At 64.2% G+C, this 25,613-nt stretch carries 17 protein-coding genes and 1 pseudogene; 6 read left to right on the top strand and 12 right to left on the bottom strand.

Annotation, left to right across the window (positions count from 1 at the left end; genetic code table 11):
- Positions 1 to 257 precede the first annotated feature (257 nt).
- Positions 258 to 623, top strand: coding sequence for a TadE family protein (locus ACVMIM_RS14820; protein WP_278049633.1), 366 nt, complete (start codon positions 258 to 260; stop codon positions 621 to 623).
- Positions 623 to 2,374 carry a TadG family pilus assembly protein gene (locus ACVMIM_RS14815; RefSeq protein ID WP_476112805.1) on the top strand — a complete coding sequence of 584 codons (1,752 nt, stop codon included), beginning with the start codon at positions 623 to 625 and terminating at the stop codon, positions 2,372 to 2,374. Before ACVMIM_RS14820 ends, ACVMIM_RS14815 begins: the two co-directional genes overlap by 1 nt.
- An 8-nt stretch (positions 2,375 to 2,382) precedes the next feature.
- On the opposite strand, the gene bglA is transcribed toward ACVMIM_RS14815, so the two are convergent.
- The 10 genes and pseudogenes from bglA to ACVMIM_RS14765 form a co-directional block, all read right to left on the bottom strand.
- Positions 2,383 to 4,038, bottom strand: coding sequence for a beta-galactosidase BglA (bglA, locus tag ACVMIM_RS14810; protein WP_476112803.1), 1,656 nt, complete (start codon positions 4,036 to 4,038; stop codon positions 2,383 to 2,385).
- Positions 4,038 to 6,038 carry a glycogen debranching protein GlgX gene (gene glgX / locus ACVMIM_RS14805; RefSeq protein WP_476112801.1) on the bottom strand — a complete coding sequence of 667 codons (2,001 nt, stop codon included), beginning with the start codon at positions 6,036 to 6,038 and terminating at the stop codon, positions 4,038 to 4,040. Before glgX ends, bglA begins: the two co-directional genes overlap by 1 nt.
- A 172-nt stretch (positions 6,039 to 6,210) precedes the next feature.
- A complete protein-coding gene (locus ACVMIM_RS14800) occupies positions 6,211 to 7,839 on the bottom strand; it encodes an alpha-D-glucose phosphate-specific phosphoglucomutase (RefSeq protein ID WP_476112799.1) in 1,629 nt (542 codons plus the stop codon).
- 3 nt (positions 7,840 to 7,842) lie between these two features.
- Complete coding sequence (gene glgA / locus ACVMIM_RS14795; protein WP_476112797.1) at positions 7,843 to 9,288, bottom strand: glycogen synthase GlgA; 1,446 nt, start codon at positions 9,286 to 9,288, stop codon at positions 7,843 to 7,845.
- A gap of 74 nt (positions 9,289 to 9,362) precedes the next feature.
- The gene (gene glgC / locus ACVMIM_RS14790; protein ID WP_278049639.1) at positions 9,363 to 10,628 is read right to left on the bottom strand and encodes a glucose-1-phosphate adenylyltransferase; all 1,266 of its coding nucleotides are present in this window, start codon (positions 10,626 to 10,628) and stop codon (positions 9,363 to 9,365) included.
- Positions 10,629 to 10,691: 63 nt separating this feature from the next.
- Positions 10,692 to 12,905, bottom strand: a complete 2,214-nt coding sequence (gene glgB / locus ACVMIM_RS14785; protein WP_476117233.1) for a 1,4-alpha-glucan branching protein GlgB — start codon at positions 12,903 to 12,905, stop codon at positions 10,692 to 10,694.
- A 155-nt stretch (positions 12,906 to 13,060) separates the two neighbouring features.
- Positions 13,061 to 15,525, bottom strand: a pseudogene (locus ACVMIM_RS14780) (glycogen/starch/alpha-glucan phosphorylase).
- A gap of 134 nt (positions 15,526 to 15,659) precedes the next feature.
- Positions 15,660 to 16,442: an ATP-binding cassette domain-containing protein gene (locus ACVMIM_RS14775; RefSeq protein ID WP_476112795.1), complete on the bottom strand. Its 783-nt coding sequence runs from the start codon at positions 16,440 to 16,442 to the stop codon at positions 15,660 to 15,662.
- On the bottom strand, positions 16,439 to 17,515 hold the full coding sequence (locus ACVMIM_RS14770) for an ABC transporter permease (protein ID WP_476112793.1): 1,077 nt from the start codon (positions 17,513 to 17,515) through the stop codon (positions 16,439 to 16,441). Before ACVMIM_RS14770 ends, ACVMIM_RS14775 begins: the two co-directional genes overlap by 4 nt.
- A 94-nt stretch (positions 17,516 to 17,609) precedes the next feature.
- Positions 17,610 to 18,638, bottom strand: a complete 1,029-nt coding sequence (locus tag ACVMIM_RS14765) for a sugar ABC transporter substrate-binding protein (RefSeq protein WP_278049642.1) — start codon at positions 18,636 to 18,638, stop codon at positions 17,610 to 17,612.
- Positions 18,639 to 18,848: 210 nt separating this feature from the next.
- Between ACVMIM_RS14765 and ACVMIM_RS14760 the strand changes: the two genes are divergently transcribed.
- The 4 genes from ACVMIM_RS14760 (at position 18,849) to ACVMIM_RS14745 (ending at position 22,829) form a co-directional block, all read left to right on the top strand.
- Positions 18,849 to 20,072: an ROK family transcriptional regulator gene (locus ACVMIM_RS14760; RefSeq protein WP_041002308.1), complete on the top strand. Its 1,224-nt coding sequence runs from the start codon at positions 18,849 to 18,851 to the stop codon at positions 20,070 to 20,072.
- A 1-nt stretch (position 20,073) separates the two neighbouring features.
- Entirely contained in the window at positions 20,074 to 20,520 is a 447-nt protein-coding gene (locus tag ACVMIM_RS14755; protein ID WP_041002310.1) for an RbsD/FucU family protein, read from the top strand.
- A complete protein-coding gene (locus tag ACVMIM_RS14750) occupies positions 20,517 to 21,440 on the top strand; it encodes a carbohydrate kinase family protein (protein WP_476112790.1) in 924 nt (307 codons plus the stop codon). Before ACVMIM_RS14755 ends, ACVMIM_RS14750 begins: the two co-directional genes overlap by 4 nt.
- Before the next feature lie 246 nt (positions 21,441 to 21,686).
- Positions 21,687 to 22,829 (top strand): DegT/DnrJ/EryC1/StrS family aminotransferase, encoded by a 1,143-nt coding sequence (locus ACVMIM_RS14745; RefSeq protein WP_476112789.1) that lies wholly within the window; start codon positions 21,687 to 21,689, stop codon positions 22,827 to 22,829.
- Positions 22,830 to 22,888: 59 nt separating this feature from the next.
- Here ACVMIM_RS14745 and cysQ read toward each other — a convergent pair whose 3' ends face one another.
- Entirely contained in the window at positions 22,889 to 23,665 is a 777-nt protein-coding gene (gene cysQ, locus ACVMIM_RS14740; RefSeq protein WP_476117231.1) for a 3'(2'),5'-bisphosphate nucleotidase CysQ, read from the bottom strand.
- 10 nt (positions 23,666 to 23,675) lie between these two features.
- Entirely contained in the window at positions 23,676 to 25,613 is a 1,938-nt protein-coding gene (gene cysN / locus ACVMIM_RS14735; RefSeq protein WP_476112787.1) for a sulfate adenylyltransferase subunit CysN, read from the bottom strand.

The following is a 25,613-nucleotide window of genomic DNA, read 5'->3' as shown; positions in this document are numbered from 1 at the left end:
AGGAGACTAGACAGAGCGAAATCTTATTTCAACCATTGCCTGCTTGACGCAGAGTGAGCGTCATCACGCTAAAACAGCGAAACCTAAAGCTTTGAGCTTCCCTTCAACTTGGCACACCTGCCGGTTGTTCGACGCGTTTTCTGTTTTTGCAGTCGGGGTTTGGCATTCTCCACATCATGCTGAAAAACCGAAAACTCGCTGTTTCTTGGTCTCGTTTCCGGGCTGACGCCACGGGCACGTCGGCAATCGAATTCGCCATGCTTGCACCGATCTTCATCCTGCTTCTGCTCGGCATGGTTGCATACGGGATCTATTTCGGCGCCAGCCACTCCGTGCAGCAGATCGCGGCCGATGCGGCGCGTACGGCGATTGCCGGCCTGAATCAGACCGAGCGGCAGGCACTGGTCACCGATTTCATCACGCACGACGTCTCAGGCTATCCCTTCGTCGATCCCAACAAGCTGACCGTCAACGCACAGGACAGTATCGCCGACGGAAGCCAGTTCGTCGTGTCGGTCACCTATGATGCGCGCAACCTGCCGATCTGGAACCTGTTCAAAACGCTGCCGCTGCCGGGCACGACGATCCAGCGTCAGTCGACGATCCGCGTCGGAGGCATATGATGGCCATCAAGGGGGGATTGATGGCGGCGACGCGGAGGCTGCTCGCCGACCGTAGGGCGAATTTCGCCGTCATGACGGCCCTTTGCACGCCCGTGGCGCTGGCGCTGACCGCCTTCGCGATCGACGAAGGCTCGCTTTACAACGAGCGCCGGGCCGCGCAGTCGATCGTCGACCTCGCCGCCATCACCGCCGCCTCGAACATCACCAATGCCCAGCAGGCTGTGCTGACGACGCTTGCCGACAATGGCATCACCTCGGTCGCCGTGCAGCAACAAGGCACCACCGTCGCGCCGACCGCCACCAAAGCGGTCGTCCAGATCGTGCCGGGGCGATACACGGGCGTCAGCGCCATTGCCGCCGGGAGCCGGTTCGAGGCGGGCAAGCTGCCTTACAATGCCGTCCAGGTATCGCTGAAGAAGCAAGGCACGCTCTATTTCGCCGGCTCGATCATGGCGCCGCCCACCCTCGGCACGACGGCAATCGCCAGCGCGCAGCCGCAAGCGGCTTTTTCGATCGGCTCGCGGCTTGCCAGCCTCAATGGCGGCATTCTCAATGCGCTTCTCGGCGGCCTTCTCGGCGGCAACATCTCGCTCAGCGTGATGGATTACAATTCACTGGTGTCGGCCGATGTCGACGTTCTTTCGTTCACCGATGCGCTGGCGACACAATTGCATCTGACCGGTGTGAGCTATTCCGACGTGCTCGCGTCCAAGGCAACGATCGGCCAGATCGCCACCGCCATGGCCAACGTGCCGGGGCTGGACCGCACGGCCAAAATTGCGTTGGAGTCCATGGCTTCCAGCGCCACCAACAACGTCAAGGTTCCGCTCTGCAATCTCGTCAGTCTCGGCTCGGTGGGTAGCCTCGGCCTCGGACAGAAGCCGGCCGGGCTTTCTGTCGGTGCCAGTGCCATGAGCATGTTGACGGCGGCGGCGGCACTGGCGAACGGCAACAACGAGGTCCAGGTCAATCTCGGCGCCACCATTCCGGGGCTGACATCCGCCACCCTTGCCGTCGCCATAGGTGAGCCCTTGCAGTGTTCACCCTGGCTGGCTGTGGGAGGATCGGGCACGGTGGTACGCACCGCTCAGACGCGCATCAAGCTCAATGCAAGCGTCACCGTCGGCAATTCCAATCTCGGCGGCGGCACCAGCCTCCTCGCCGTCCATCTGCCGCTCAATGTCGAGGTGGCTTATGCCGAAGCCAAGCTGACAGACATCAGCTGCCCGACCGGGCCCTCCAGCATCAAGGTTTCAATCGCCGCGCAGCCCGGCGTCGTCGCGGCGCACCTTGCAAACAGCAATGCCAGCGGCTTTGCCGACTTCACCCAACCGCAGTCCTTCTCCAAAGCCGACATCGCAGACCTAAGGCTGTTGCTCGTCCCGTTGCTGCGGGTGACAGGCTCGTCTGCCTTCTCGGTCACCAACATGACGCCGACCACTCTGACCTACAACGCCACCGACATTGCCAACAAGGCGATCAAGACGGTGTCGACGAAAAACCTGACGCAGTCGCTCACGACATCGCTGGTCAACAACCTGTCGCTTTCGGTCAATGCGCTGGGGCTCGGCCTCGACGTGACCGCCCTGCTCAGCACGGTGAAGCCGGCGGTGACGACGCTGCTCAACGGCGTGACCGCGCCGGTCGACGACCTCCTCTACAACGTGCTTGGAGCTCTGGGCGTCCATGTCGGCGAGGCCGATGTGCGCGTGACCGGCGCGACCTGCGGGCGCGCGGTGCTCGTCCAGTAGATCAGCCGTCAGCCAATCCTGCCGACGAAACTGCCCAGAGGCGGCAGCGCCACGGCGCTCTCCTCGACAACACCGGCAAGAACGCCGGCGGCGTCGACGTCGAATGCCGTTATTTCGGCTTCGCCGATCTCCGTGGGCAGCGCCCAGCTAGTTGCCTCGGTGGAGAAATTGAAGACGCAAAGCAGCCTTTCGCCGTCGCGCTCGCGCAGGAAAGCAAGCACATCGCCTTCGGCCTCGAGAAAGCGGAGCGAGCCTTGGATCAATGCCGGATGGCTCTTGCGCAGGGCAAGGATCGACCGATAGGCGGCAAGCACCGAACGCTCCTCGCCATTCTGGACGTCGACCGCCCGGGCGCGATGCGCCGGCGGCACCGGCAGCCAGGGCTTGGCCGTCGAGAAACCGGCATTTTCGGCCTCCGCTTCCCAGACCATCGGCGTGCGGCAGCCGTCCCTGCCCTTCACGCCCGGCCAGAAGCGGATGCCGACGGGATCGCGCAGATCCTCATAGGCCAGCTCCGCTTCCTCCAGCCCCAGTTCCTCGCCCTGATAGAGGCAGATCGACCCGCGCAGACATGACAGCAGCGCGATCGAGAACTTCGCCATCGCGTCCCGGCTCTCGCCGGGCCGGGTCCAGCGGCTGACATGGCGCACGACATCGTGGTTGGAGAAGGCCCAGCAGACCCAGCCATCCGGGGCGGTCGTCTCGAACGCCTCCACGCAGCCGCGCACATGGGCAGCGGAAAATTGCGGGCTGAGCAGGTCAAACGTGTAGCACATCTGCAATTTGTCGCCGCCTGAGACATAGGCGGCGAGCGTCTGCAACGAACGCTCCTCGTCGCCCACCTCGCCGACCGCGGCGCGATCCGGGTATTCGTCGAGCAGCGCGCGGAAGCGTTTCAGGAAATCGAGATTCTCGGGACGCGTCTTGTCGAAGAGATGCTCCTGGAAACCATAAGTGCTGGCCGAATCGTTGGTGCCGGCGAGACTCGACGCCAAGGGCGGGTTGTCGCGCAGCCAGCGGTCGTGGACATAGTAGTTGACGGTGTCCAGCCGGAAGCCGTCGACGCCGCGCTCCAGCCAGAAGCGCACGGTCTCGAGCAGTGCGTCCTGGACCTCAGGATTGTGGAAGTTCAAATCCGGCTGCGACGCCAGGAAATTGTGCATGTAGTACTGCCGGCGGGTGGCGTCCCACTCCCAGGCGGGACCGCCGAACAGCGATTGCCAATTGTTTGGCGCGGTGCCGTCCGGTTTCGCATCGGCCCAGACATACCAGTCCGCCTTGGCATTGTCGCGGCTGGCGCGGCTTTCGACGAACCATTCGTGCTTGTCGGAAGAATGCGAGATCACCTGGTCGATGATGAGCTTCAGGCCGAGCCGATGCGCCTCGGCGATAAGCGCATCGAAATCCTCAAGTGTCCCGAACATCGGATCGACATCGCGATAATCCGACACGTCATAGCCCATGTCGGCCATCGGCGACTTGAAGAACGGCGACAGCCAGATCGCGTCGACACCGAGCGACGCGACATGGGCGAGCCGCGCGGTGATGCCCTTCAAGTCGCCGCTGCCGTTGCCGGTCGTGTCCTGGAAGGAGCGTGGATAGACCTGGTAGATGACGCAGCCGCGCCACCATTCGTTCCCTTGCCCGGAATTGCCGTCAGCCATCAAGGACCTCTCTTGACGCGCACTTTAGCGGCACGTCTTTCGATCATGAAACTCACGCTGCGGCCGGGCAGCGGCCGCGTGAGGTCGACCGCCTGCGTCTCGATCGCCGAGAGCCACTCGAAGCCTTCCCGCGTGGGCAAGGTGAAGACGCATTGCCGGCGATCGCCGTTGATCATCACGGCGAGGCGGCCGCCCTCGTTGTCGCAAAGCAGCATGACGAAGCGATGTCGTGCGGGATCGTTCCAGTCCGACTCGGCGAGCGGCGCGCCGGTCTCGGCCAGCCAGGCCACGTCGGGGATTTTTTCCGATCCGTCGGCAGGCTCGCCGGTCAGGAAATGTGGATCCGCCAGCGCCGGGAAGGCGCGGCGCAACGTGGCCAGTGACGAGGCATATTGCTCGAGCGCCTCATCTCGGCCCGCCCAGTCCAGCCAGGTGATGGCGTTGTCCTGCGCATAGGCGTTGTTGTTGCCTTTTTGCGTGCGGCCGAACTCGTCGCCGGCGGTCAGCATGATGGTGCCGCGCGAGGCAAAAAGCGTCGCCAGCAGCGCGCGCCGGTCATTGAAACGAGTCATGCCGATCGCCTCGTCGCCCGCCTCGCCCTCGACGCCGTTGTTCCAGGACAGATTGTCGTTGTGGCCGTCGCGGTTGTGCTCGCCATTGGCATCGTTGTGCTTGCGCTCATAGGCGACGATATCGGCCAAGGTCATGCCGTCATGCGCGGCGATGAAGTTGACCGTGCGGCTCGTCGGCCAGTCGTCCCTGCCGAAGACGTCGGAGGAGCCGGCAAGCCGGGTCGCCAAGTCGCCGACCGCGCCGGCATCGCCGCGCCAGAAGCGCCTGACATCGTCGCGGTAGCGGTCGTTCCATTCCAGATATGGCGGGCGGAAATTGCCGAGCTGGTAGCCGTTCGGACCGATGTCCCAGGGCTCGGCGATCAGCACGCGGTCGGCGAGCAGGGGATCGCCGCCGATGGCCTGAAGCAACGGCGCTTCCGGATCGAAGGCGCCGTCGACGCGTCCAAGCGCCGGCGCCAGATCGAAGCGGAAGCCGTCGACGCCGGCGAAGCGGACGAAGTGGCGGAGCGTGTCGAGCACCATCTCGCGCACCACTGGATGGTCGCAGGCGACGGTGTTGCCGGTGCCGGTGTCGTTGACCAGCCTGCCGTCGGGCTGATGGCGATAGTAAGCCAACGCGTCGAGCCCGCGCAGCGACAGCGTCGGCCCGAGCCGGTCGCTCTCGCCGGTGTGGTTGAAGACGAGGTCGAGGATGGTGCCGATGCCGGACTTGCGCAGCGCGGCGACGGTGTCACGCAATTCCTTGAGGCCGCCGGGCGCGAGGCGCGGATCGAGCGCCATGAAGGTGACGGGATTGTAGCCCCAGGCGTTGCTTAACCCCAGCGGCGGCAAATGCCGCTCGTCGATCGACGCGGTGACTGGCATCAACTCGACGGCGGAGACGCCGAGACGCTTCAGGTGCTCGACGATGGCCGGATGGGCGAGCGCCGCGATGGTGCCCCGCTGCGCTTCCGGAACGTCCGGATGCAGCCTGGTGAAGGAGCGGACGTTGAGCTCGTAGATCAGCCCGCCGGGCCGGAACAGCGGCGGCTGGGGCGGCACCGGCTTGGGCAGGGAACGCGCAATCGCCTTCGGCATCAGCGGGGACGTGTCGGCGCCTTCGTTGCGTTTGGCGGCAAGACGCCAATGATATTGGTATGGGCGATCGACCTCGACGGCATAGGGGTCAGTGAGAAGCTTGTTCGGGTCGAACCAGCGGCCACGCTCCGGCGCATAGTCGCCGTCGGCACGAAAGCCGTAACGGGTGCCGTCGCCAAGGCCGGGGACAAGGCGCGTATGCACACCCTCGCCTTCCGGGTTGAGTTCCAGCCGGTCGATCTCACGTGCCCCCTTGCCGTCGAAAAGAGAGACCCAGAGACGCCGGGCCGATGACGACCAGACGGCGAAGCGAATGCCTTCGGGGGCGGTGGCGGCGCCGAGGGTCATGTAGGCTCCCCCTTCTCCCCTTGTGGGAGAAGGTGTCGCCGAAGGCGACGGATGAGGGGTGCTCCAGCTTGGCGATGACGGCGATCCGGCCAACACCCCTCATCCGTCTCGGCGCTGCGCGCCGATCCACCTTCCCCCACAAGGGGGGAAGGGAAGGCGCTCCGCACCCCCCTCAAGTAATCACGCTCGGCTTGTTGCGGCCGGTGTGGCTCTTGATGCCGGCAATGTCATCGGCGGCGGCGATGAGGTCGGCGAGCGCTTCCTGGGTGTCGAGGTCGTGCCTTTGCTTGTCCGGCTCGTAGCGCTCGATATAGACGCGCAGCGTCGCGCCGGACGTGCCGGTGCCGGAGAGGCGCAGCACCACGCGCGAGCCGCCCTCGAACAGGATCCGGATGCCCTGATGCTCGCTTACCGAACCGTCGACCGGATCGTGATAGGCGAAATCATCGGCCTTGGCGATTTTCAGGCCACGCACGGTCGTGCCGGGCAGCGAGGCGAGCTTGGCGCGCAGCTCATCCACCAGCGCATTGGCGCGATCGCTCTCGACCTCCTCATAGTCGTGGCGCGAATAGTAGTTGCGGCCGTAGGTCTCCCAATGTTTGGTGACGATGTCCTTGCAGCTTTCGCCGCGCGCGGCGAGGATGTTGAGCCATAGAAGCACGGCCCACAGCCCGTCCTTCTCGCGCACATGGTTGGAGCCGGTGCCGGCGCTTTCCTCGCCGCAAATCGTCGCCATGCCGGCGTCGAGCAGGTTGCCGAAGAACTTCCAGCCGGTCGGCGTCTCGTAGATGCCGATGCCGAGCTCTTCCGCCACGCGGTCGGCCGCTCCGCTGGTCGGCATGGAGCGGGCAATGCCCTTCAGGCCGTCCTTGTAGCCCGGCGCCAGTTTGGCATTGGCGGCAAGCATCGCCACCGAGTCCGACGGCGTAACGAAGATGCCCCTGCCGATGATCAAATTGCGGTCGCCGTCTCCATCCGAGGCCGCACCGAAGTCCGGCGCGTCCGGCCCCATCATCTCGTCATAGAGATGCTTTGCGTGCACAAGGTTCGGATCCGGGTGATGGCCGCCGAAATCCGGCAACGGCTTGAAGTTGCGGCAGGTGCCGTCCGGGGCGCCGAGCCGATGCTCCAATATTTCCTTGGCATAGGGGCCGGTCACGGCGTGCATGGCGTCGAAGCGCATGCGGAAGCCCGATTTGAAGAGCTTCCGCAGCGCCTCGAAGTCGAACAGGCTTTCCATCAGCTCGGCATAATCCTTGACCGGGTCGAAGATCTCGACCGTCATGTCGCCGGCCTTGACGGTGCCGATTTTATCGATGTCGATCTCGCCGATATCGGCGATCTTGAAACTCTTGATCTCCTTCGACTTGGCGAAGATCGCATCGGTGATCTTTTCCGGCGCCGGGCCGCCATTGCCGGCATTGTATTTGATGCCGAAATCCTCATGCGGGCCGCCAGGGTTGTGGCTGGCCGACAGGATGATGCCGCCGAAGGTCTTGTATTTGCGGATGATGTTGGAGGCGGCGGGGGTCGAGAGAATCCCCCCCTGCCCGACCATCACCTTGCCGAAGCCATTGCCGGCGGCAATGGCAATGGCCTTCTGGATGACCTCGCGGTTGTAGAAGCGGCCGTCGCCGCCGATCACCAGCGTCTTGCCCTGAAAACCGTCCAGCGCATCGAAGATCGACTGGATGAAGTTCTCGGCATAGTGCTCCTGCTGGAACACGGGCACCTTCTTGCGCAGGCCGGAGGTGCCCGGCTTCTGGTCGGTATAGGGTTTGGTGGGGACGGTTTTGATCATGCCTCAGGCAGCCCTTTTCGAAAGCAGCAAGCGATAAAGTTCGACATATTTTTCGGCGCTTTTGTCCCAGGAGACATCGGCCTTCATACCCTGGCGCTGGATCGAGGCCCAGACCGCCGGCCGCGCATGCGCCTCGACCAACCGCCGGATGGTATGCAGCAGTGCGCCGCCATCGTTCGGCGCGAACTGGAAACCGGTGGCGACGCCCGCCGAAAGTGCGGCCTCGTTGGCGTCGATGATGGTGTCGGCGAGGCCGCCAGTGCGGGCGACGACCGGAACGCAGCCATAGCGCAGGCCATAGAGCTGCGTCAGCCCGCAAGGCTCGAAACGCGACGGGATGACGATTGCGTCGCAGCCGGCCTGCATGATGTGGGAGAGGCTTTCGTCATAACCGATGACGACGCCGACGCGACCCCGGTGCCGCGCGGCCGCGGCAAGGAGCGAACCTTCGAGGCCGGCATCGCCCGACCCAAGAATCGCCAGCCGCGCCCCCCGCTGAACGATGCCGTCGACGACCGCCGCCAGAATGTCCATGCCCTTCTGCCAGGTCAGCCGGCTGACGACGCAGACGATCGGGCTGCCGTCCACCTCCAGGCCGAACCGCTCTTCGACCGCTTTGCGGTTCTTGGCCCGCGCTGTAAGCGTTTCGGCCGAATAATTGGCGACCAGATGCTTGTCGGTCTGAGGGTTCCAGATATCGACATCGATGCCGTTGACGATGCCGTAGAGGTCGCTGGCGCGCATGTTGATCAGGCCGTCGAGGCCCATGCCGAATTCCGGCGAGCGTATCTCCTGCGCATAGGTCGGGCTCACCGTGGTGATAGCCCAGGCCGCCTGGAGACCGGCCTTGAGAAAGCCGACGCCGCCGTAATATTCGACACCGTCGAGCTGCATAGCCACGCCCGGGAGGCCGAGTTCGCCGAAGATGCCGGCACCGAACTGGCCCTGGAAGGCCAGGTTGTGCACGGTGATAAGCGACGGCACGCCGACTGCCTTGCCGTAGCGCATATAGGCGAGCGTCATCGCCGACTGCCAATCATGCGCGTGCACGATGTCGGGCTGGTAGCCGGAGATCGCGCCGCCCGCGATGTCGCCGCCGGCCTGGCTGAGCGCCGCGAAGCGCCGCCAATTGTCGGGCCAGTCAGCGCCGGAAGCGGTGCCGTAAGGGCCGCCCTGGCGATCGAAGAGATGCGGCGCGTCGAGCACGAAGAGATCGAGGTCGCCGACCTTGACCGCATGGATCGAAGCCTTGCCGCCCTGCAGCAGCGGGTACTGGTAGACGGGTTTCTTCTTGGCGAAGGCGGCCATCACGACAGGATAGCCGGGGACCAGCGTGCGCATCGCCACGCCCTTCCCGGCCAGCGCGATCGGCAGGGCGCCGGTCACGTCGGCAAGCCCGCCGGTCTTGATCAGCGGAAAGATTTCGGGCGTGACCGACAGAACCTGCATGCGTCTAACGATCCACTGCTAAAGTGACAACTTGGTGATGGGACCGACAGCTAACCGAACCGACAGCCTATCGATCAGGTTGACAGCTTGTTGACCATGTCCTGAGTGATCAGGCAGATGCCCTTTTCCGACACCCGAAAGCGCTTGGCGTCGAGCGCCGGATCCTCGCCGACCACCAGCCCCTCCGGGATGTGTACGCCATGGTCGATGACGACGCGCTTGAGGCGGGCGTTGCGACCGACCTGGACGTCGGGCAGCATCACCACTTCCTCGAGCTTGGAATAGGAATTGATGCGGGCGCCGGTGAAGATCAGGCTTCGGCGCAGCGAAGCGCCGGAGACGATACAATCGCCGGACACCAGCGAGGAGATCGCCTCGCCGCGGCGGCCATCCTCGTCATGCACGAACTTTGCCGGCGGCTTCAATTCGGCATAGGTCCAGATCGGCCAGTCGCGGTCGTAGAGGTCAAGCTCGGGCGTGACGTCGGTCAGGTCGATATTGGCTTCCCAATAGGCGTCCACGGTCCCGACGTCGCGCCAGTACGGCTCGGCCTCATGCGAGGAACGCACGCAGGACTTGGCGAAGCGGTGGGCGATCGCCTTACCGTGCTGGACGATATAGGGGATGATGTCCTTGCCGAAGTCGCGGCTGGAGCCGGGCTCGGCCGCGTCGCGGCGCAATTGCTCCATAAGGAACTTGGTCTTGAAGACGTAGATGCCCATCGAGGCGAGCGCAAATTCCGGCTTGTCCGGAATGCCCGGCGGATCGGCCGGTTTTTCGACGAAGGCGATGATGTTGTCCTTGGCATCGACATGCATGACGCCGAAGCCGGTCGCCTCCATGCGCGGCACCTCCAGGCAGCCGACGGTGACGTCGGCGCCGGCGTCGACATGCTGGCGCAGCATCAGCTCGTAATCCATCTTGTAGATGTGGTCGCCGGCGAGGATGACCATGTATTCGGGCCCATAGGCCTCGATGATGTCGATGTTCTGGTAGACCGCGTCGGCCGTGCCTTCATACCATTGCGTTTCCGAGACGCGCTGCGATGCCGGCAGGATGTCGAAGCTTTCGTTTCGCTCAGGCCGCAGGAAGTTCCAGCCGCGCTGCAGGTGGCGGATCAGCGAATGCGCCTTATATTGGGTGGCGACGCCGAGGCGGCGGATGCCTGAGTTCAGCGCATTGGAGAGGGCAAAGTCGATGATGCGCGTCTTGCCGCCGAAATAGACGGCGGGTTTGGCACGCCGGTCGGTCAGTTCCTTGAGGCGGCTGCCGCGACCGCCGGCCAGCACATAGGCCATGGCATCGCGTGCCAGCGGCTGGGTTCTTTTGATCTCTGCCATTCTGTTACCCTCCCAAACAAGCTGCCCGGACCGTTGCGAGGTCAGGATGAGACACCATCTGCTTCAGTCCGTGGCGAATTCCAGCATGATCGTCGACAGCGGCGGCAGAAGCATCGTCGCCGATATGCCGCCCCCTTCCCCGCTCGCTTCGACCATGCCGCCATTGCCCATGCCGGAGCCGCCATAATCGGCGGCGTCCGTATTGATGATTTCGCGCCACTTTCCAGCCTTCGGCAGCGGCACGCGATAGTTCTCGCGCGGCACCGGCGTGAAATTGGCGATGACGGCGATCGGGTTGCCGTCCGGCGCGCTGCGCAGCCAGGCGAAGACCGAATTGTCGCGGTCGTCGACGATCAGCCAGGAGAAGCCTTCCGGCTCGCAGTCGCGCGCATGCAGCGCCGGGCGCGAGCGGTAGAGGTAGTTCAGGTCGCGCACCGTCTGCCAGACGCCGCGATGCGGCGCGAATTCGAGCAGGCTCCAGTCGAGCGCGCGTTCCTCGCTCCACTCGCGGCGCTGGGCGAATTCCTGGCCCATGAACAAAAGCTTCTTGCCGGGATAGCCCCACATGAAGGCGTAATAGGCGCGGAGCGTCGCAAACTTCTGCCAATCGTCGCCGGCCATCTTGTGCAGCAGCGTGCCTTTGCCGTGCACGACCTCGTCATGCGAAAGCGGCAGCACGAAATTTTCCGAGAAGGCGTAGACCAGGCCGAAGGTGATGTCGTTGTGGTGGTGCTTGCGGTAGATCGGCTCCTTGGAGAGATACTCCAGGGTGTCGTGCATGAAGCCCATGTTCCACTTGAAGCCAAAGCCGAGGCCGCCTTCATGCACGGGATGCGACACTTTCGGCCATGAGGTCGATTCCTCGGCGATCGTCATCACACCGGGGTGGTGGCCGTAAAGCTCCTTGTTCATTTTCTGCAGGAAGCTGACCGCCTGCAGGTTTTCGCGCCCGCCCTTCTCATTGGGGATCCATTCGCCCGCCTTGCGCGAATAATCGAGGTAGAGCATCGAGGCGACCGCATCGACGCGCAGGCCGTCGACATGGTATTTCTCGGCCCAGAACAGCGCGTTGTTGACGAGGAACGACACCACCTCGCGGCGGCCGAAATTGTAGATGGCGGTGTTCCAGTCGGGGTGAAAGCCCTGGCGCGGATCGGCGTGCTCGTAGAGCGCGGTGCCGTCGAACTTCACCAGCCCGTGCTCGTCGACCGGAAAATGCGCCGGCACCCAGTCGAGAATGACGCCGATGCCGGCGCGATGCGCGCCGTCGACGAAGCGGGCGAAGCCGCCGGGGTCGCCGAAACGGGCCGTCGGCGCATAGAGGCCGGTGGTCTGGTAGCCCCAGGACGGGTCGTAAGGGTGCTCCGAGATCGGCAGGAACTCGATATGGGTGAAGCCGGTGTCGACCACGTAGGGGATCAGGCGCGCGGCGAGCTCGTCCCAAGTGAGGAACGTGCCGTCATCGCGACGCTGCCAGGAGCCGGCATGGACCTCGTAGATCGAGATCGCTTCGCGCCGGGGATCGGCTTTCTGCCAATAATTGCGATGCGCCTCGTCGCCCCATTGATGCGCCATCGGCGGCGCCGTCACGGAGGCGGTCGCCGGGCGCAGTTCCGACTCGAATGCGAACGGATCGGCCTTCAACGGCAGGCGCACGCCGTCGGGCGCGATGATCTCGAATTTGTAGGGCTGGCCGGCGACGAGATCGGGAATGAACAGCTCCCAGATGCCGGTGTCCTTGCGGTCGCGCATGGTGTGGCGGCGGCCGTCCCAGTCGTTGAAGGCGCCGACTACGGAGACGCGCCGGGCATTGGGTGCCCAGACGGCGAAATGCACGCCGGTGGCGCCTTCATGATCGATGATATGGGCGCCGAGCTTGTCGAAGAGCCTTAAGTGCGAGCCCTCGGCCATATAGTAATCGTCCATCGGGCCGAGTACCGGGCCGAAGGAATAGGGGTCGGTCAGCCACCAGTCGCCGCCGGCATTCCCGGCGTGATAGCGCAGCGGCTGGCGCTTGCGGATCGAGACCTTGCCCTCGAAGAAGCCGGCATCGTCGCGGCGGGAAAGCTCGCCGGCCTCCTTGCCAGTCAGCGTATAGGCCGTAACGAATTCGGCGTTGGGCACGAAGCAGCGGGCGACGAAGCCCTTGCCGGCTTCATGCACGCCCAGAACCGCGAAAGGATCGCCATGCGTTCCGGCGACAATCGCCGCGACATCGCCGGCTGGCGCCAGTCCGTCCGGCCCGCTTGTCGCAGCGGTCGCGCGCGGCTTCCTCATCAAGCGGTCGCCCTCCCCGGGCACCTTGTTCTGGCGCATACCCTGGTGCGGCACGCGCTGTTCTTTGGCTCGGTGCATGTCGTGGCCCCAAAACCGCTACGCACTTTTGGGCGACATGCACCTGGACCACATTGGTTGTGGCTCATGCAATCATATCAGACGGGTACGTTCCAGATTTCTTTCGCATATTGGCGGATGGTGCGATCGGATGAGAACCAGCCGACGCGCGGGCGACGTTGCGGATGGCTCGCGCGTACCAGTCGGGGCTGTTGCGCCAAACGGCATCCACCTCGCGCTGGCAGGCAGCGTACGAATCGAAATCGGCCGCCACCATGAACCAGTCGCTCTGGTACAGGCCATTCATCAGGTCGCGATAGCGGCCGGGATCGTCGGGCGAGAAGACGCCGGAGGAAATGGCCGACACCGCCTGCGACAGCTCGGACGAGGCCTCGATCACGCCGCGCGGATCGTAACCATTGTTGCGCCGGTCGGCGACTTCGGCCGTGGTGAGGCCGAAGATGAAGATGTTGTCGTCGCCGACATGTTCCTTGATCTCGACATTGGCGCCGTCGAGCGTGCCGATCGTCAGCGCGCCGTTCAGCGCGAATTTCATGTTGCCGGTGCCCGACGCCTCCATGCCGGCGGTCGAGATCTGCTCGGAAAGGTCGGCGGCCGGCATCATCGCCTCGGCCAGGCTGACATTGTAGTTCGGCACGAACACGACCTTCAGCAAGCCGCGCACCGACGGATCGCCGTTGATGACTTTGGCGACATCATTGGCCAGTTTGATAATCAGCTTGGCGTTGTGGTAGCTGGGCGCCGCCTTGCCGCCGAAGAATTTAACGCGCGGCATCCAGTCCCGCTCGGGATGCGAGCGGATCTGGTCGTAAAGCGCGATCGCCTCCAGGATATTGAGCAGCTGGCGCTTGTATTCGTGGATGCGCTTGACCTGAATGTCGAACAGCGCCGACGGGTCTAGCCTGATGCCCAGCCGATCGGCGACGAGGTTGGCGAGCCGCGCCTTGTTCTGCCGCTTCACGCCGGCGAACTTCTCGCGGAAAGCCGCGTCGTCAGCGAGCGGATCGAGATCCTTGATCCTCTCGATGTCGTCCATGAAGCGGTCGCCGATCGCCTCGCGGGCAAGCGAGGTCAGGCCGGGATTGCACTGGATCAGCCAGCGTCTGGGCGTGATGCCGTTGGTCTTGTTGTTGATGCGGTCGGGATAGAGCTTGTGGAGATCGGCGAACACCGTTTCCTTCATCAGCTCGGTGTGGAGCGCCGAGACGCCATTGATCGAATGCGAGCCGACGAAGGCCAGATTGCCCATGCGCACGCGGCGGTCGCCATTTTCCTGGATCAGCGAAATGCGGGCGATCTGATCGCCCGAGAACTGGTTGGTGGCGCGGGCCTCGAGCAGCACCTGCGCATTGATGGCGTAGACAATCTGCATGTGGCGCGGCAAAAGCCGCTCGAAGAGCGGCACCGGCCAGCTTTCCAGAGCCTCGGGCAACAGCGTGTGGTTGGTGTAGGCGAAGGTGCGCTTGGTGATGTCCCAGGCAAGATCGAAATCCATGCCGTGGACGTCCATCAGAAGCCGCATCAGCTCCGGCACGGCGACTGCGGGATGGGTGTCGTTGAGGTGGATCGCCGCCTTGTCGGGCAGCGATTTCAGGTCGCCATACTGGCTCAAATGCCGCTGGACGATATCCTGCAGCGAAGCGGTCGAGAAGAAATATTCCTGCCGCAGCCTCAGCTCCTGGCCGGCCACGTGGGAATCGGCCGGGTAGAGCACGCGCGACAGCGCGTCGGCCTTGTTGCTTTCGGCCAGCGCGCCGATGTGGTCGCCGGCGTTGAACTTGTCGAGCAGGATCGGGTCGATCGGCATGCCGGACCAGAGCCTCAGCGTGTTGACCCGTCTGGCGCGCCAGCCGGCCACCGGTGTGTCGTAGGCGACCGCAAGGACATGCTCGGTCGGCTTCCAGACATGGCGTTCCAGCCGGCCATCCTTCGAGGTGATCGATTCCACCGAGCCGCCGAAGCCGACCTCGAAGGAGCGCTCGCGCCGTTCGAATTCCCAGGGATTGCCGTGGTCGAGCCAGGTTTCCGGCAGCTCGACCTGCCAGCCGCCCTGGATTTCCTGGCGGAACATGCCGTTGGCGTAGCGGATGCCGTAGCCATGGGCGGGAATGTCGACGGTCGCCATGCTTTCCATGAAGCAGGCGGCGAGACGGCCGAGGCCGCCATTGCCGAGTGCCGCGTCCGGTTCGAGGCCAGCGATCAGGTCGAGATCGACGCCGAGCGAGGACAGCGCCTCGCGCATGTTCTCCATCAGGCCAAGATTGGAGAAGGCATCGCGCATCAGGCGGCCGATCAGGAATTCGAGCGAAAGATAATAGACGCGCTTTTCCTGCTGGTCGTAGGCTTCCTTGGTCGCCTGCATCCAGTTGTCGACGATGCGGTCGCGCACAACCTTGATCGAGGCCGTCAGCCAATCATAGGGCGTCGCGACGGTGGTGTCCTTGCCGACCCGGTATTTGAGCGACATCAAGACCTCTTCGGCAAGGGTCTTGGGATCGGGATTGTCGAGAACCGGGGCTTCGATCGTCATGGCGGATTTCATTTCGCCTCTCATTCAACTGACCTGAACATAGCGGCTTTAACCGTTCCTCCCAGCTTATCTTACCGCGTTGCAGCATAGGTTCAATCGATTTAAGCAACCGCCCCTGCCCCGGCCACCGCGACGATACGGCGCGATCAGACCTCCAAAACCTCCGGCGGAGCCTTGGCTCCGGTCATGAAGGCGACGGCATCGGACATTGTATATTGCTTCGGATCGACGACGGCGAGGCGACGGCCCAGGCGGTGAATATGGATACGGTCGGCCACCTCGAAGACATGCGGCATGTTGTGCGAGATGAGCACGATCGGCAGGCCGCGCTTCTTCACATCGAGCATCAGCTCCAGCACGCGGCGGCTTTCCTTGACGCCTAGCGCCGCGGTCGGTTCGTCCATGATGACGACGCGGCTGCCGAAGGCGGCCGCGCGGGCAACAGCAACACCCTGGCGCTGGCCGCCCGACAGCGTCTCGACCGACTGGTTGATGTTCTGGATCGTCATCAGCCCGAGCTCGGACAGTTTCTCGCGGGCGATGCGCGCCATGGCCGAGCGGTCGAGCCGGCGCAGCCATTGCCCGGCAAAGCCGGGTTTGCGCAGCTCGCGGCCGAGAAACATGTTGTCGGCGATAGACAGCGCCGGCGACAGCGCCAGGTTCTGGTAGACGGTCTCGATGCCGGCCATGCGCGCCTCGATTGGCGAGCGGAAATGCACCGGCTGGCCGTTGAGCTCGATCGCGCCGGAGTCCGGGATGACCGCGCCGCACAGCGCCTTGACCAGCGTCGACTTGCCGGCGCCGTTGTCACCGATGACGGCGAGGATCTCGCCGGGCATCAGATCGAAATCGGCGTTGTCGAGCGCGACCACCCTGCCGTAGCGCTTGTTGAGGCCTTTGGCCTGAAGAATTGGCTGCTGCGTGCTCATGCCGAAATCTTCCTGATCCACTGATCGATGGTGACGGCGAGGATGATGAGGATGCCGACGGTGAACTCCTGCCAGAGCGAATCGACACCGGCGAGCGCGAGACCATTGCGGAAGACGCCGACGATCAGCGCGCCGAACAGCGTGCCGACCAGCGAGCCGCGGCCGCCGAACAGCGAGGTGCCGCCGATCACCACGGCCGTGATGGCATCGAGGTTGGCGGTCTGGTTGCCGAGCGGGCTTGCCGCACCGATGCGGCCGATGAGCGCCCAGGCAGCGACGGCGCAGATGAAACCGGCGAGCGTATAGACGGCAATGAACACGCCGCGCGTGTTGATGCCGGCGAGACGGGCGGCTTCGTCGTCGTCACCGGTCGCGTAGACATGGCGGCCGAAGGCGGTGCGGTTCAATACATACCAGATGATCAACGCCGTCAGGATCATGGCCATGGCGCCGTAGGTCAGCACGGCGCCGCCGCCCAGTCTGATCGTGTGGCCCAGCCATTGCAGCAGCGGTCCTGCCGCCTCAATGTCCTGGGCGCGTACGGTCTCGGAATGCGAGACGTAGATGACCATCGCGCCGTAGACACTCCAGGTGCCGAGCGTGACGATGAAGGGCGGCAGCTTGATAACCGCCACCAGGACGCCATTGATCAGGCCGCAGACAAGGCCGGTCAGCAGGCCCAGCACGAAGCTCAGTTCGACCGGCACGCCATAGGTGACGGTCAGCCGGCCCATGACGATGGACGACAGCACCATCATGGCTCCGACCGAAAGATCGATGCCGGCGGTGAGGATGACCAGCGTCTGGGCGATGCCCAGAAAGGCGATGATGGTGACCTGCTGCAGCACCAGCGAAAGATTGAACGGCGCAAAGAAGCGTCCGCCCGCCACGATCGAAAAGATCAGAATACCGATGACCAGGACGATGAACGGGATGGCCGTAGGATATTCATGCAGGAAGCGCTGGATGTTCTTCAGTGCCGAGCCGCGGTCTTCGTCGAAGCTCGCCACGGACTGGTCGTGGCCCTGAAGGCCGCGCTCGGCCGAGACCGAGCCGGTTGCGTCGTCACTCATTTATCCCCTCCCAGGATCCCGTGTTTTCGGGAAAGGGCGGCCGGAGCCGCCCTTTCGGTGAGCTTAGTCCTTTATCGCGGGTCTTAGGAAGGCATCAGCCCCAGCAAAGTTCCGCGCCCTTCTTGCTGTCGATCGACTCGACGCCCTTGACGGGCTTATCGGTGATCAGCGTGGCGCCGGTGTCGAAGAATTCCTTGCCGGGGGTCGGCTTCGGCTTCTCGCCGGTCTTGGCGAATTTCTCGATCGCTTCCATGGCCATGGCGGCCATCTTCAGCGGGTATTGCTGCGAGGTCGCGCCGATGACGCCGGCCGCGACGTTCTTGACGCCCGGGCAACCGCCGTCGATCGAAACCACCAGCACCGAGCCGTCATCCTTGCCGGCCGCCTTGAGCGCCTGGTAGCCGCCGGCCGCCGCCGGCTCGTTGATCGTGTACATGACGTTCACGTCCGGGCACTTCTGCAGCAGCGTCTCCATGGCGGTGCGGCCGCCATCCTCGGCGCCGCCGGTCATCTCGTGGCCGCAGATGCGCGCGTCGTCCTCGTCGCCGTATTTCTTCGGATCCTTGATGTCGATGCCGAAGCCCTTCATGAAGCCCTGGTCGCGCAGATAGTCGACGGTCGGCTGGTTGGTGGCGAGATCGAGGAAGGCGATCTTGGCGCTCGAGGCCTTGTCGCCCAGCGTGCCCTTGGCCCACTCACCGATCAGTTCGCCGGCCTTGAAATTGTCGGTTGCGAAAGTGGCATCCGCGGCATCGATCGGGTCGAGCGGTGTGTCGAGCACGATGACCAGGAGACCGGCTTCTCGCGCCTTCTTGATCGTCGGCACGATGGCGCTGGAATCGCTCGGCACGATGGCGAAGCCCTTGGCGCCGGCCGAGATCAGATTCTCTATGGCCGCGACCTGGCTGTCATTGTCGCCGTCGAACTTGCCGGCAAAGGTCTGCAGAGTGAGGCCGAGCTCCTTGGCCTTGGCCTGCGCGCCCTCGCGCATCTTGACGAAGAACGGATTGCCTTCGGTCTTGGTGATCAGGCCGACGATGTCGGCGGCATACGAGGCCGTGGCCATCGCGCCGTAAAAGGCAAGGCCGGCAACGGCCGCCTTCAGGATAGTCCATTTACGCATGATTTCCTCCCAGTGAACCACCTTCGGCGCCGGCCAACCGGCGCCTGCGGAGCGCCCACCGAAGTTCTCCCAGCATGGGCGCAATGTCAAAAGACACCAGTCCGCAACCGCTGTCAATAATTAAATCACTCTTATTTATTATTGACACACTTGCGTTGTTCACTCATTCTGAACGAAAAGCGTCGCGGGGAAACAGACGGGAGGAACAGGGTGGAGACCGGCATTGCGAGGCACGGTTCGCCCGAGGCTATGGAAAGCCGGCTGCATCGCGGCACCAACCAGAGCGGCATGCGCGACCACAATGAGCGGCTCGTGCTGTCCCTGGTGCGCCAGCACGGCAGCCTGGCCAAATCCGATATTGCGCGCATGACGGGGCTGTCGGCCCAGACGGTGTCGGTCATCATGCGCGAGCTCGAGGAAGACAAGCTGCTCGTGCGCCAGGCGCCGCTGCGCGGCAAGATCGGCCAGCCTTCGATACCGATGGCGCTCAACCCGGAAGGCGCCTTCTTCATCGGCCTCAAGATCGGCCGGCGCTCGGCCGAGCTCGTGCTGATCGACTTCCTCGGCAATGTGCGCGCCATGCTGCAGCATTCCTACCGCTATCCCGCGCCGCGCGAGACGGTCGAGTTCGTCACCGCCGGCATCAAGGCGATGCGAAGCGAGCTTACGCCGGCTCAGGACAAGCGCATTGCGGGACTCGGCATCGCCATGCCGTTCGAGCTGTGGAACTGGGCCGACACGGCGGGCGCGCCGCGCGAGATCATGGACGAATGGCGCCATCGCGACATCCGTGCCGACATCCAGGCGCAGTGCGAGTTCCCCGTCTACCTGCAGAACGACGCGACATCGGCCTGCGGCGCGGAACTCGTCTTCGGGCGAGCGGGCGGAGCGCGCGACTTCGTCTATTTCTACATCGGCGCCTTTGCCGGCGGCGGCATAGTGCTCAACGGCCGCCTCTACAGTGGTCCCAAAGGCAACGCCGGCGCGCTGGGCTCGATGCCGGTGCCAGGCCCGGACGGCAAGCCGACGCAACTCATCGACGTCGCTTCGATCGCGATGCTGGAACGGGCGATCTCCGCAAAGGGCATCGACGGCTCGTATCTTTGGACCTCGCCGCAGGAATGGGGCGAGATCGGCGCCGATCTCGACGAGTGGATTGCCAGCGCCTCGCGGGCGCTTGCCTACGCCATTGTCGCGGCCTCGTCGGTCATCGATTTCGAAGCGGCGGTCATCGACGGCTGGATGCCGCTCGATGTGCGGCGCCGGCTGGTCGATGCCGTGACGGAAGCGATCGCCACCATCGACGCCGAAGGGCTGAAGCTGCCTGTCGTTCGCGAGGGGACGGTCGGCATCCACGCACGCGCTATGGGCGGCGCCAGCCTGCCGCTTTCCGAGCGCTTCCTGATCGGACCGAACACGTCCGGGGGCGCCTGACATGTTGATCGGTATCCCGTCGCTGCTCGGGCCCCAGTTCCTGGCGACGCTTAGGGCAATGGGCCATGGCGACGAAATCGCGATCGTCGACGGCAATTATCCGGCCGAGGAACAGGCGCGACGGCTGATCCGCGCGGATGGCCATCATGTCATTCCGGTGCTCGACGCCGTGCTCAGTGTGCTCCCGGTGGACGAGGCGGTGCCGGAGGCACTGTTCCGCGCTTCGGTGAAGGGAGACCCGGCGCTGGCCGACCCCGTGCATCGCGAGATGGAAGCGGTCTGCGCCAGGCGCGCGCCGGGCCGCAAGGTGGTTGCGCTGGCGGGGCCCGACTTCTATGCACGCGTCAAGGCCGCGCACGCGATCGTGGCGACCAGCGAACCCAGGCTCTTTGCCAACATCATCATCCGCAAGGGCGTGATTCATCCGCCGGAGACCAAGACGACATGATCCTTTGCTGTGGCGAAGCCCTGATCGACATGCTGCCGCGCACCACGACGGAAGGTGAAGCGGCCTTCGCGCCCTATGTCGGCGGCGCGGTGTTCAACTCGGCGATCGCGCTCGGCCGGCTCGGCGCTCCGGCCGGCTTCTTCTCCGGCCTCTCCTCCGACCTGTTCGGCGGGCAGTTCCGCGAGGCGCTCGGCGCCAGCAAGGTGAGCTCCACCTATGCGCACACCTCGCCGCGGCCAACCACGCTTGCCTTCGTGAGGCTCACCAACGGCCAGGCGACATACACCTTCTATGACGAGAACACCGCCGGGCGCATGCTCACCATCGAAGACCTGCCGAAGCTCGGCGCCGAGATCGAGGCGATGCTGTTCGGCGCGATCAGCCTGATCTCCGAGCCGGCCGGGTCCGCCTATGAGGAGTTCATGCGGCGCGAGCACGAAAGCCGGGTGATGATGCTCGATCCCAACATCCGGCCGAATTTCATCCCGGACAAGGCGAAGCATCTCAGGCGTATCCGCGAGATGATGGCGATGGCCGACATCGTCAAACTCTCGGACGAGGACCTCAACTGGTTCGACGAGGCCGGCTCACATGAGGACGTGGTGCGCAATTGGCTGGATCGCGGGCCGAAACTTATCGTCGTTACCCATGGCAGCGAAGGCGCCGTCGGCTACAGCAAGGCGCACAAGGTCATGGTCATGCCGCAGAAGGTGAAGGTCGTCGACACGGTCGGCGCCGGCGACACCTTCAATGCCGGCATTCTGGCCTCGCTGCATGAACAGGGCGTGCTCTCCAAGGCAGCGATCGGCAGCCTCTCCGAGGACGCAATCCGCAAGGCGCTGGAACTCGGCGCCAAGGCGGCTGCGGTGACGGTGTCGCGGGCCGGCGCCAACCCGCCCTGGCGGCACGAGATCGCCTGAGCGGTTGTCCGGATTGGCCGAAGGGCTCCCCAGACGATCACTTTATGTTTCCAAAAAGGGGGACGGCGCGATAAAAGGCGTTGAAAATGCTCGTTTAGCCCGGTTTTCCGGCTTCTTCGGGCAATGCGCCGGCAAAAGGCGGTAACAGGCTGCGACACTTGCGCAATTGGCGTTGCCCCGGGCCGGCTTTCTCGTCCCGACCAAGTCTGATACCAGCGGGCCGGTTCATTGGCATTTTGAGGCGACATGCAGTTCATCGATCTTGGCGCGCAGCGCGAACGAATCCGCGACCGGCTGAAGGCCGCTATCGACAAGGTGGTCGAAGAAGGCCGCTACATTCTCGGCCCCCAGGTCACCGAATTCGAGAATAAGCTCTCGGCCTATGTGGGCGTCGAGCATGTGGTCGCCTGCGCCAACGGCACCGATGCGTTGCTCCTGCCGCTGTTTGCCGCCGGCATCGGTCCGGGGGACGCAGTGTTCGTGCCGAGCTTCACCTTCGCGGCCACCGCCGAAGTGGTGGCGCTGGCCAAAGCCGAGCCGATCTTCGTCGATGTCGACCGTGACACCTACAACATCGACATCGCCAGCCTCGAAGCGGCGATCGACATGATCAAGAAGGAAGGAAGGCTGAAGCCGAAGGCGATCATTCCGGTCGACCTGTTCGGCCTTGCCGCGGACTATGAGGCGATCATGGCGATCGCCAAGCGCGAGAACCTCCTGGTAATCGAGGACGCCGCGCAGTCGATGGGCGGTTCCGCCGATGCCAAAATGTGCGGCGCCTTCGGCCATGTCGGCTCGACCAGCTTTTATCCGGCGAAGCCCCTCGGCTGCTATGGCGACGGCGGCGCGATGTTCACCAATGATGCCGCGCTGGCCGACAAGCTCCGTTCCTTCGCCTTCCACGGCAAGGGCGAGACGCAATATGACAATGTCCGCGTCGGCATCAATTCGCGCCTCGACACGCTGCAGGCGGCGATCCTGATCGAGAAACTCGCTATCCTCGAAGAAGAGATGGTGGCGCGCCAAGCGGTCGCCGACCGCTATGCCAAGGGCCTCGGCGATATCGTCAAGGCATCGCGCAACCTCGGCCACGGCCGCTCGGCCTGGGCGCAGTATGCGATCGAGACGCCGAAGCGCGACGGGCTCAAGGCCCATCTCGGCGAAAAGGGCATCCCGTCGGTCATCTATTACGTGAAGCCGCTGCACGAGCAGGTCGCCTACAAGCATTATGCGCGCACGCCGACCGGCCTTGCCGTCTCGGAGGAACTGCCGAAGCAGATCCTCTGCCTGCCGATGCACGCCTATCTCAGCGAAGCCGACCAGGACCGCATCATCGAGACGATCCGAAATTATATCGGATCGAACTCGGCGCATGTCGCGGCTGCTTAAGCCGAGACGTTGGCGGACAGAGGGGAAGGACCCTCGGCGGAGTAGGTTTCAGGCCGGTCCTATCGTTTCCCCCTCGCAATAAAATGCGGGTTGGCGAAATCGCTGTCGCCGACCTGGTTGCGCTTGCCGTAGATTAGCGGTTGGCCGTCCAGCGTGCGGGTCATGCCGCCCGCGGCGCGCAGCACCGCGTCGCCTGCCGCCGTGTCCCATTCCATGGTACGGCCGAAGCGCGGATAGACGTCGGCTTCCGCCGCTGCGAGCAGGCAGAATTTCAGCGACGAGCCGATCGAGACGATCTCGGCGGCGCCGAGATCACGGATGAATTCCTCGGTTTCCGGCGTGTTGTGCGAGCGGCTGGCCACGACTGCGAGCGGCGTGCCGCCTTCGCGCACATTGATCGGCCGGCGTTCGGTGATGCGATAACCGGCATCGACCTCCAGCGCCTCGGCCTTGCCCGGCCGTCCACTGAAGAAGCGTCCGGTGCACGGCGCGAACACGACGCCGATTTCCGGCACGCCGTGACGGATGAGCGCGATGTTGACGGTGAAATCGGTGCGGCGGTTGACGAATTCCTTGGTGCCGTCGAGCGGATCGATCAGGAAAAACGCGCCGTCGAGGTCGGGCGTCGCGATACCCGCGGCGACCTCCTCCTCGGCCACACAGGGAATGTCGGGGTAGGCGGCGCGCAGGCCGGCCAGGATGATTTTCTCGCTTTCGCGGTCGGCTTCCGTGACCGGCGAGGAATCCGGCTTGCTGTCGACAGCGCCGCCTTCGTGGAAGACTCGCATCACCTCACGGCCGGCCTCGAGCGCCAGGCGTTCGAAGACCCTCAGCATCGCCTCGTCGTCAGATGCCGCCGCCATTGTCATACTGCTCCTCGGCGATGTCGCGCTCGGTCAGCCAGCGTTCCAGGGCTTCCGCCATTTCCTGCGGGCTCCTGCCGAGGGTCTTGAGATGGATTTCCGGGTTCTCTGGCGCCTCATAAGGAGAATCGACGCCCGTGAAATTCTTGATCTCGCCGCTCAAGGCGCGTGCGTAAAGGCCCTTCGGGTCGCGGCGTGCGCATTCCTCGAATGGCGTGTCGACGAAGACCTCGACGAACTCGCCCTCGGCCATCAATTCGCGCGCCATGCGCCGTTCGGCACTGAAAGGCGAGATGAAGGAGACGATGACGATCAGTCCGGCGTCGGCCATCAGCTTGGCCACCTCGGCGACGCGGCGGATGTTCTCCACGCGGTCGGCGTCGGTGAAGCCGAGATCGCGGTTAAGGCCGTGGCGGACATTATCGCCGTCGAGGATATAAGTGTGGCGCCCGGATGCGAACAGCTTCTTCTCGAAGAGGTTGGCGATGGTCGACTTGCCGGAGCCGGAGAGTCCGGTGAACCAAAACACGGCCGGGCGCTGGTTCTTCAAATCGGAACGGCCGCGCTTGCCGACATCGAGCGACTGCCAGTGGATGTTTTCGGCACGGCGCAGCGAATGCAGGATCATGCCGGCGCCGACGGTGGCGTTGGTGATGCGGTCGATCAGGATGAAGGCGCCGGTGTTGCGGTTCTCGGCGAACGGATCGAAGGCGATCGGAGCTCGCGTCGAGAGGTTGCAGACGCCGACCTCGTTGATGTCGAGCGACTTCGCCGCCTCATGCGCGAAGTCGTTGACGTTGACCCGGTATTTGAGCTCGGTGACTGTGGCGCTGACCTGATCGGTTTCGGTGCGCAGGATGTAGGAACGGCCGGGCAGCAGGGCCTGCTCGTCGAACCAGACGATGTTGGCGGCGAACTGGTCGGCGACCTGCGGCCGCGCGGATGGCGACACCAGCAGGTTGCCGCGCGACACCTCCACCTCGTCCTCGAGGACCAGCGTGATCGCCTGGCCGGCCACCGCCTGCTCGAGGTCGCCGCCCTGCGCGACGATGCGCTTGACCCGGGACGCCTTGCCGGACTTCGCGACGACGACCTCGTCGCCTTGCGAAACGGTGCCTGAGGCAATGGTGCCGGCAAAGCCGCGAAAATCGAGGTTCGGCCGGTTCACATATTGGACCGGGAAGCGGAACGGCAGCTCGACGGCGGCCTCGTCGACCGACACGGTTTCCAGGTGCTCGATCAGTGACGGCCCGGAATACCAGGGCGTGCGCTCGGAGCGGCTGGTGACGTTGTCGCCGAAACGCGCCGACATCGGGATCGGCACGACACTCACGAAGCCCAGTTTCCGCGCGAACTGGTCATACTCCGCGACGATCCGGTCGAACACGGCCTTATCGAAGCCGACAAGGTCGATCTTGTTGACCGCAAGCACGATATGCCGGATGCCGAGCAGCGAGGCGATGATCGAATGGCGCCGGGTCTGGCGCAGCACGCCCTGGCGCGCATCGATCAGCACGATGGCGAGATCGGCGGTCGAGGCGCCCGTCGCCATATTGCGTGTATACTGCTCATGGCCGGGCGTATCGGCGACGATGAACTTGCGCTTGGGCGTGGCGAAGAAGCGATAGGCGACGTCGATTGTGATGCCCTGCTCGCGCTCCGCCTCCAGCCCGTCGACCAGCAGCGCGAAGTCGATGTCGTCGCCGGTGGTGCCATGCTTGCGCGAATCCTTCTCGAGCGCTGCAAGCTGATCCTCGAAGATCTGCTTGGTGTCGGAGAGCAGCCGGCCGATCAGCGTCGACTTGCCGTCGTCGACCGAGCCGCAGGTGAGGAAGCGCAGCAGCGACTTCTTTTCCTGCGCGGCCATGTAGTTGCGGATCTGATCGGTCGGGGCGAGGCTCTTGGCCATGATGTGGCGCAT

The organism is Mesorhizobium sp. USDA 4413 (genome assembly GCF_056280365.1).
This window is presented reverse-complemented; position numbering and strand designations above follow the sequence as displayed.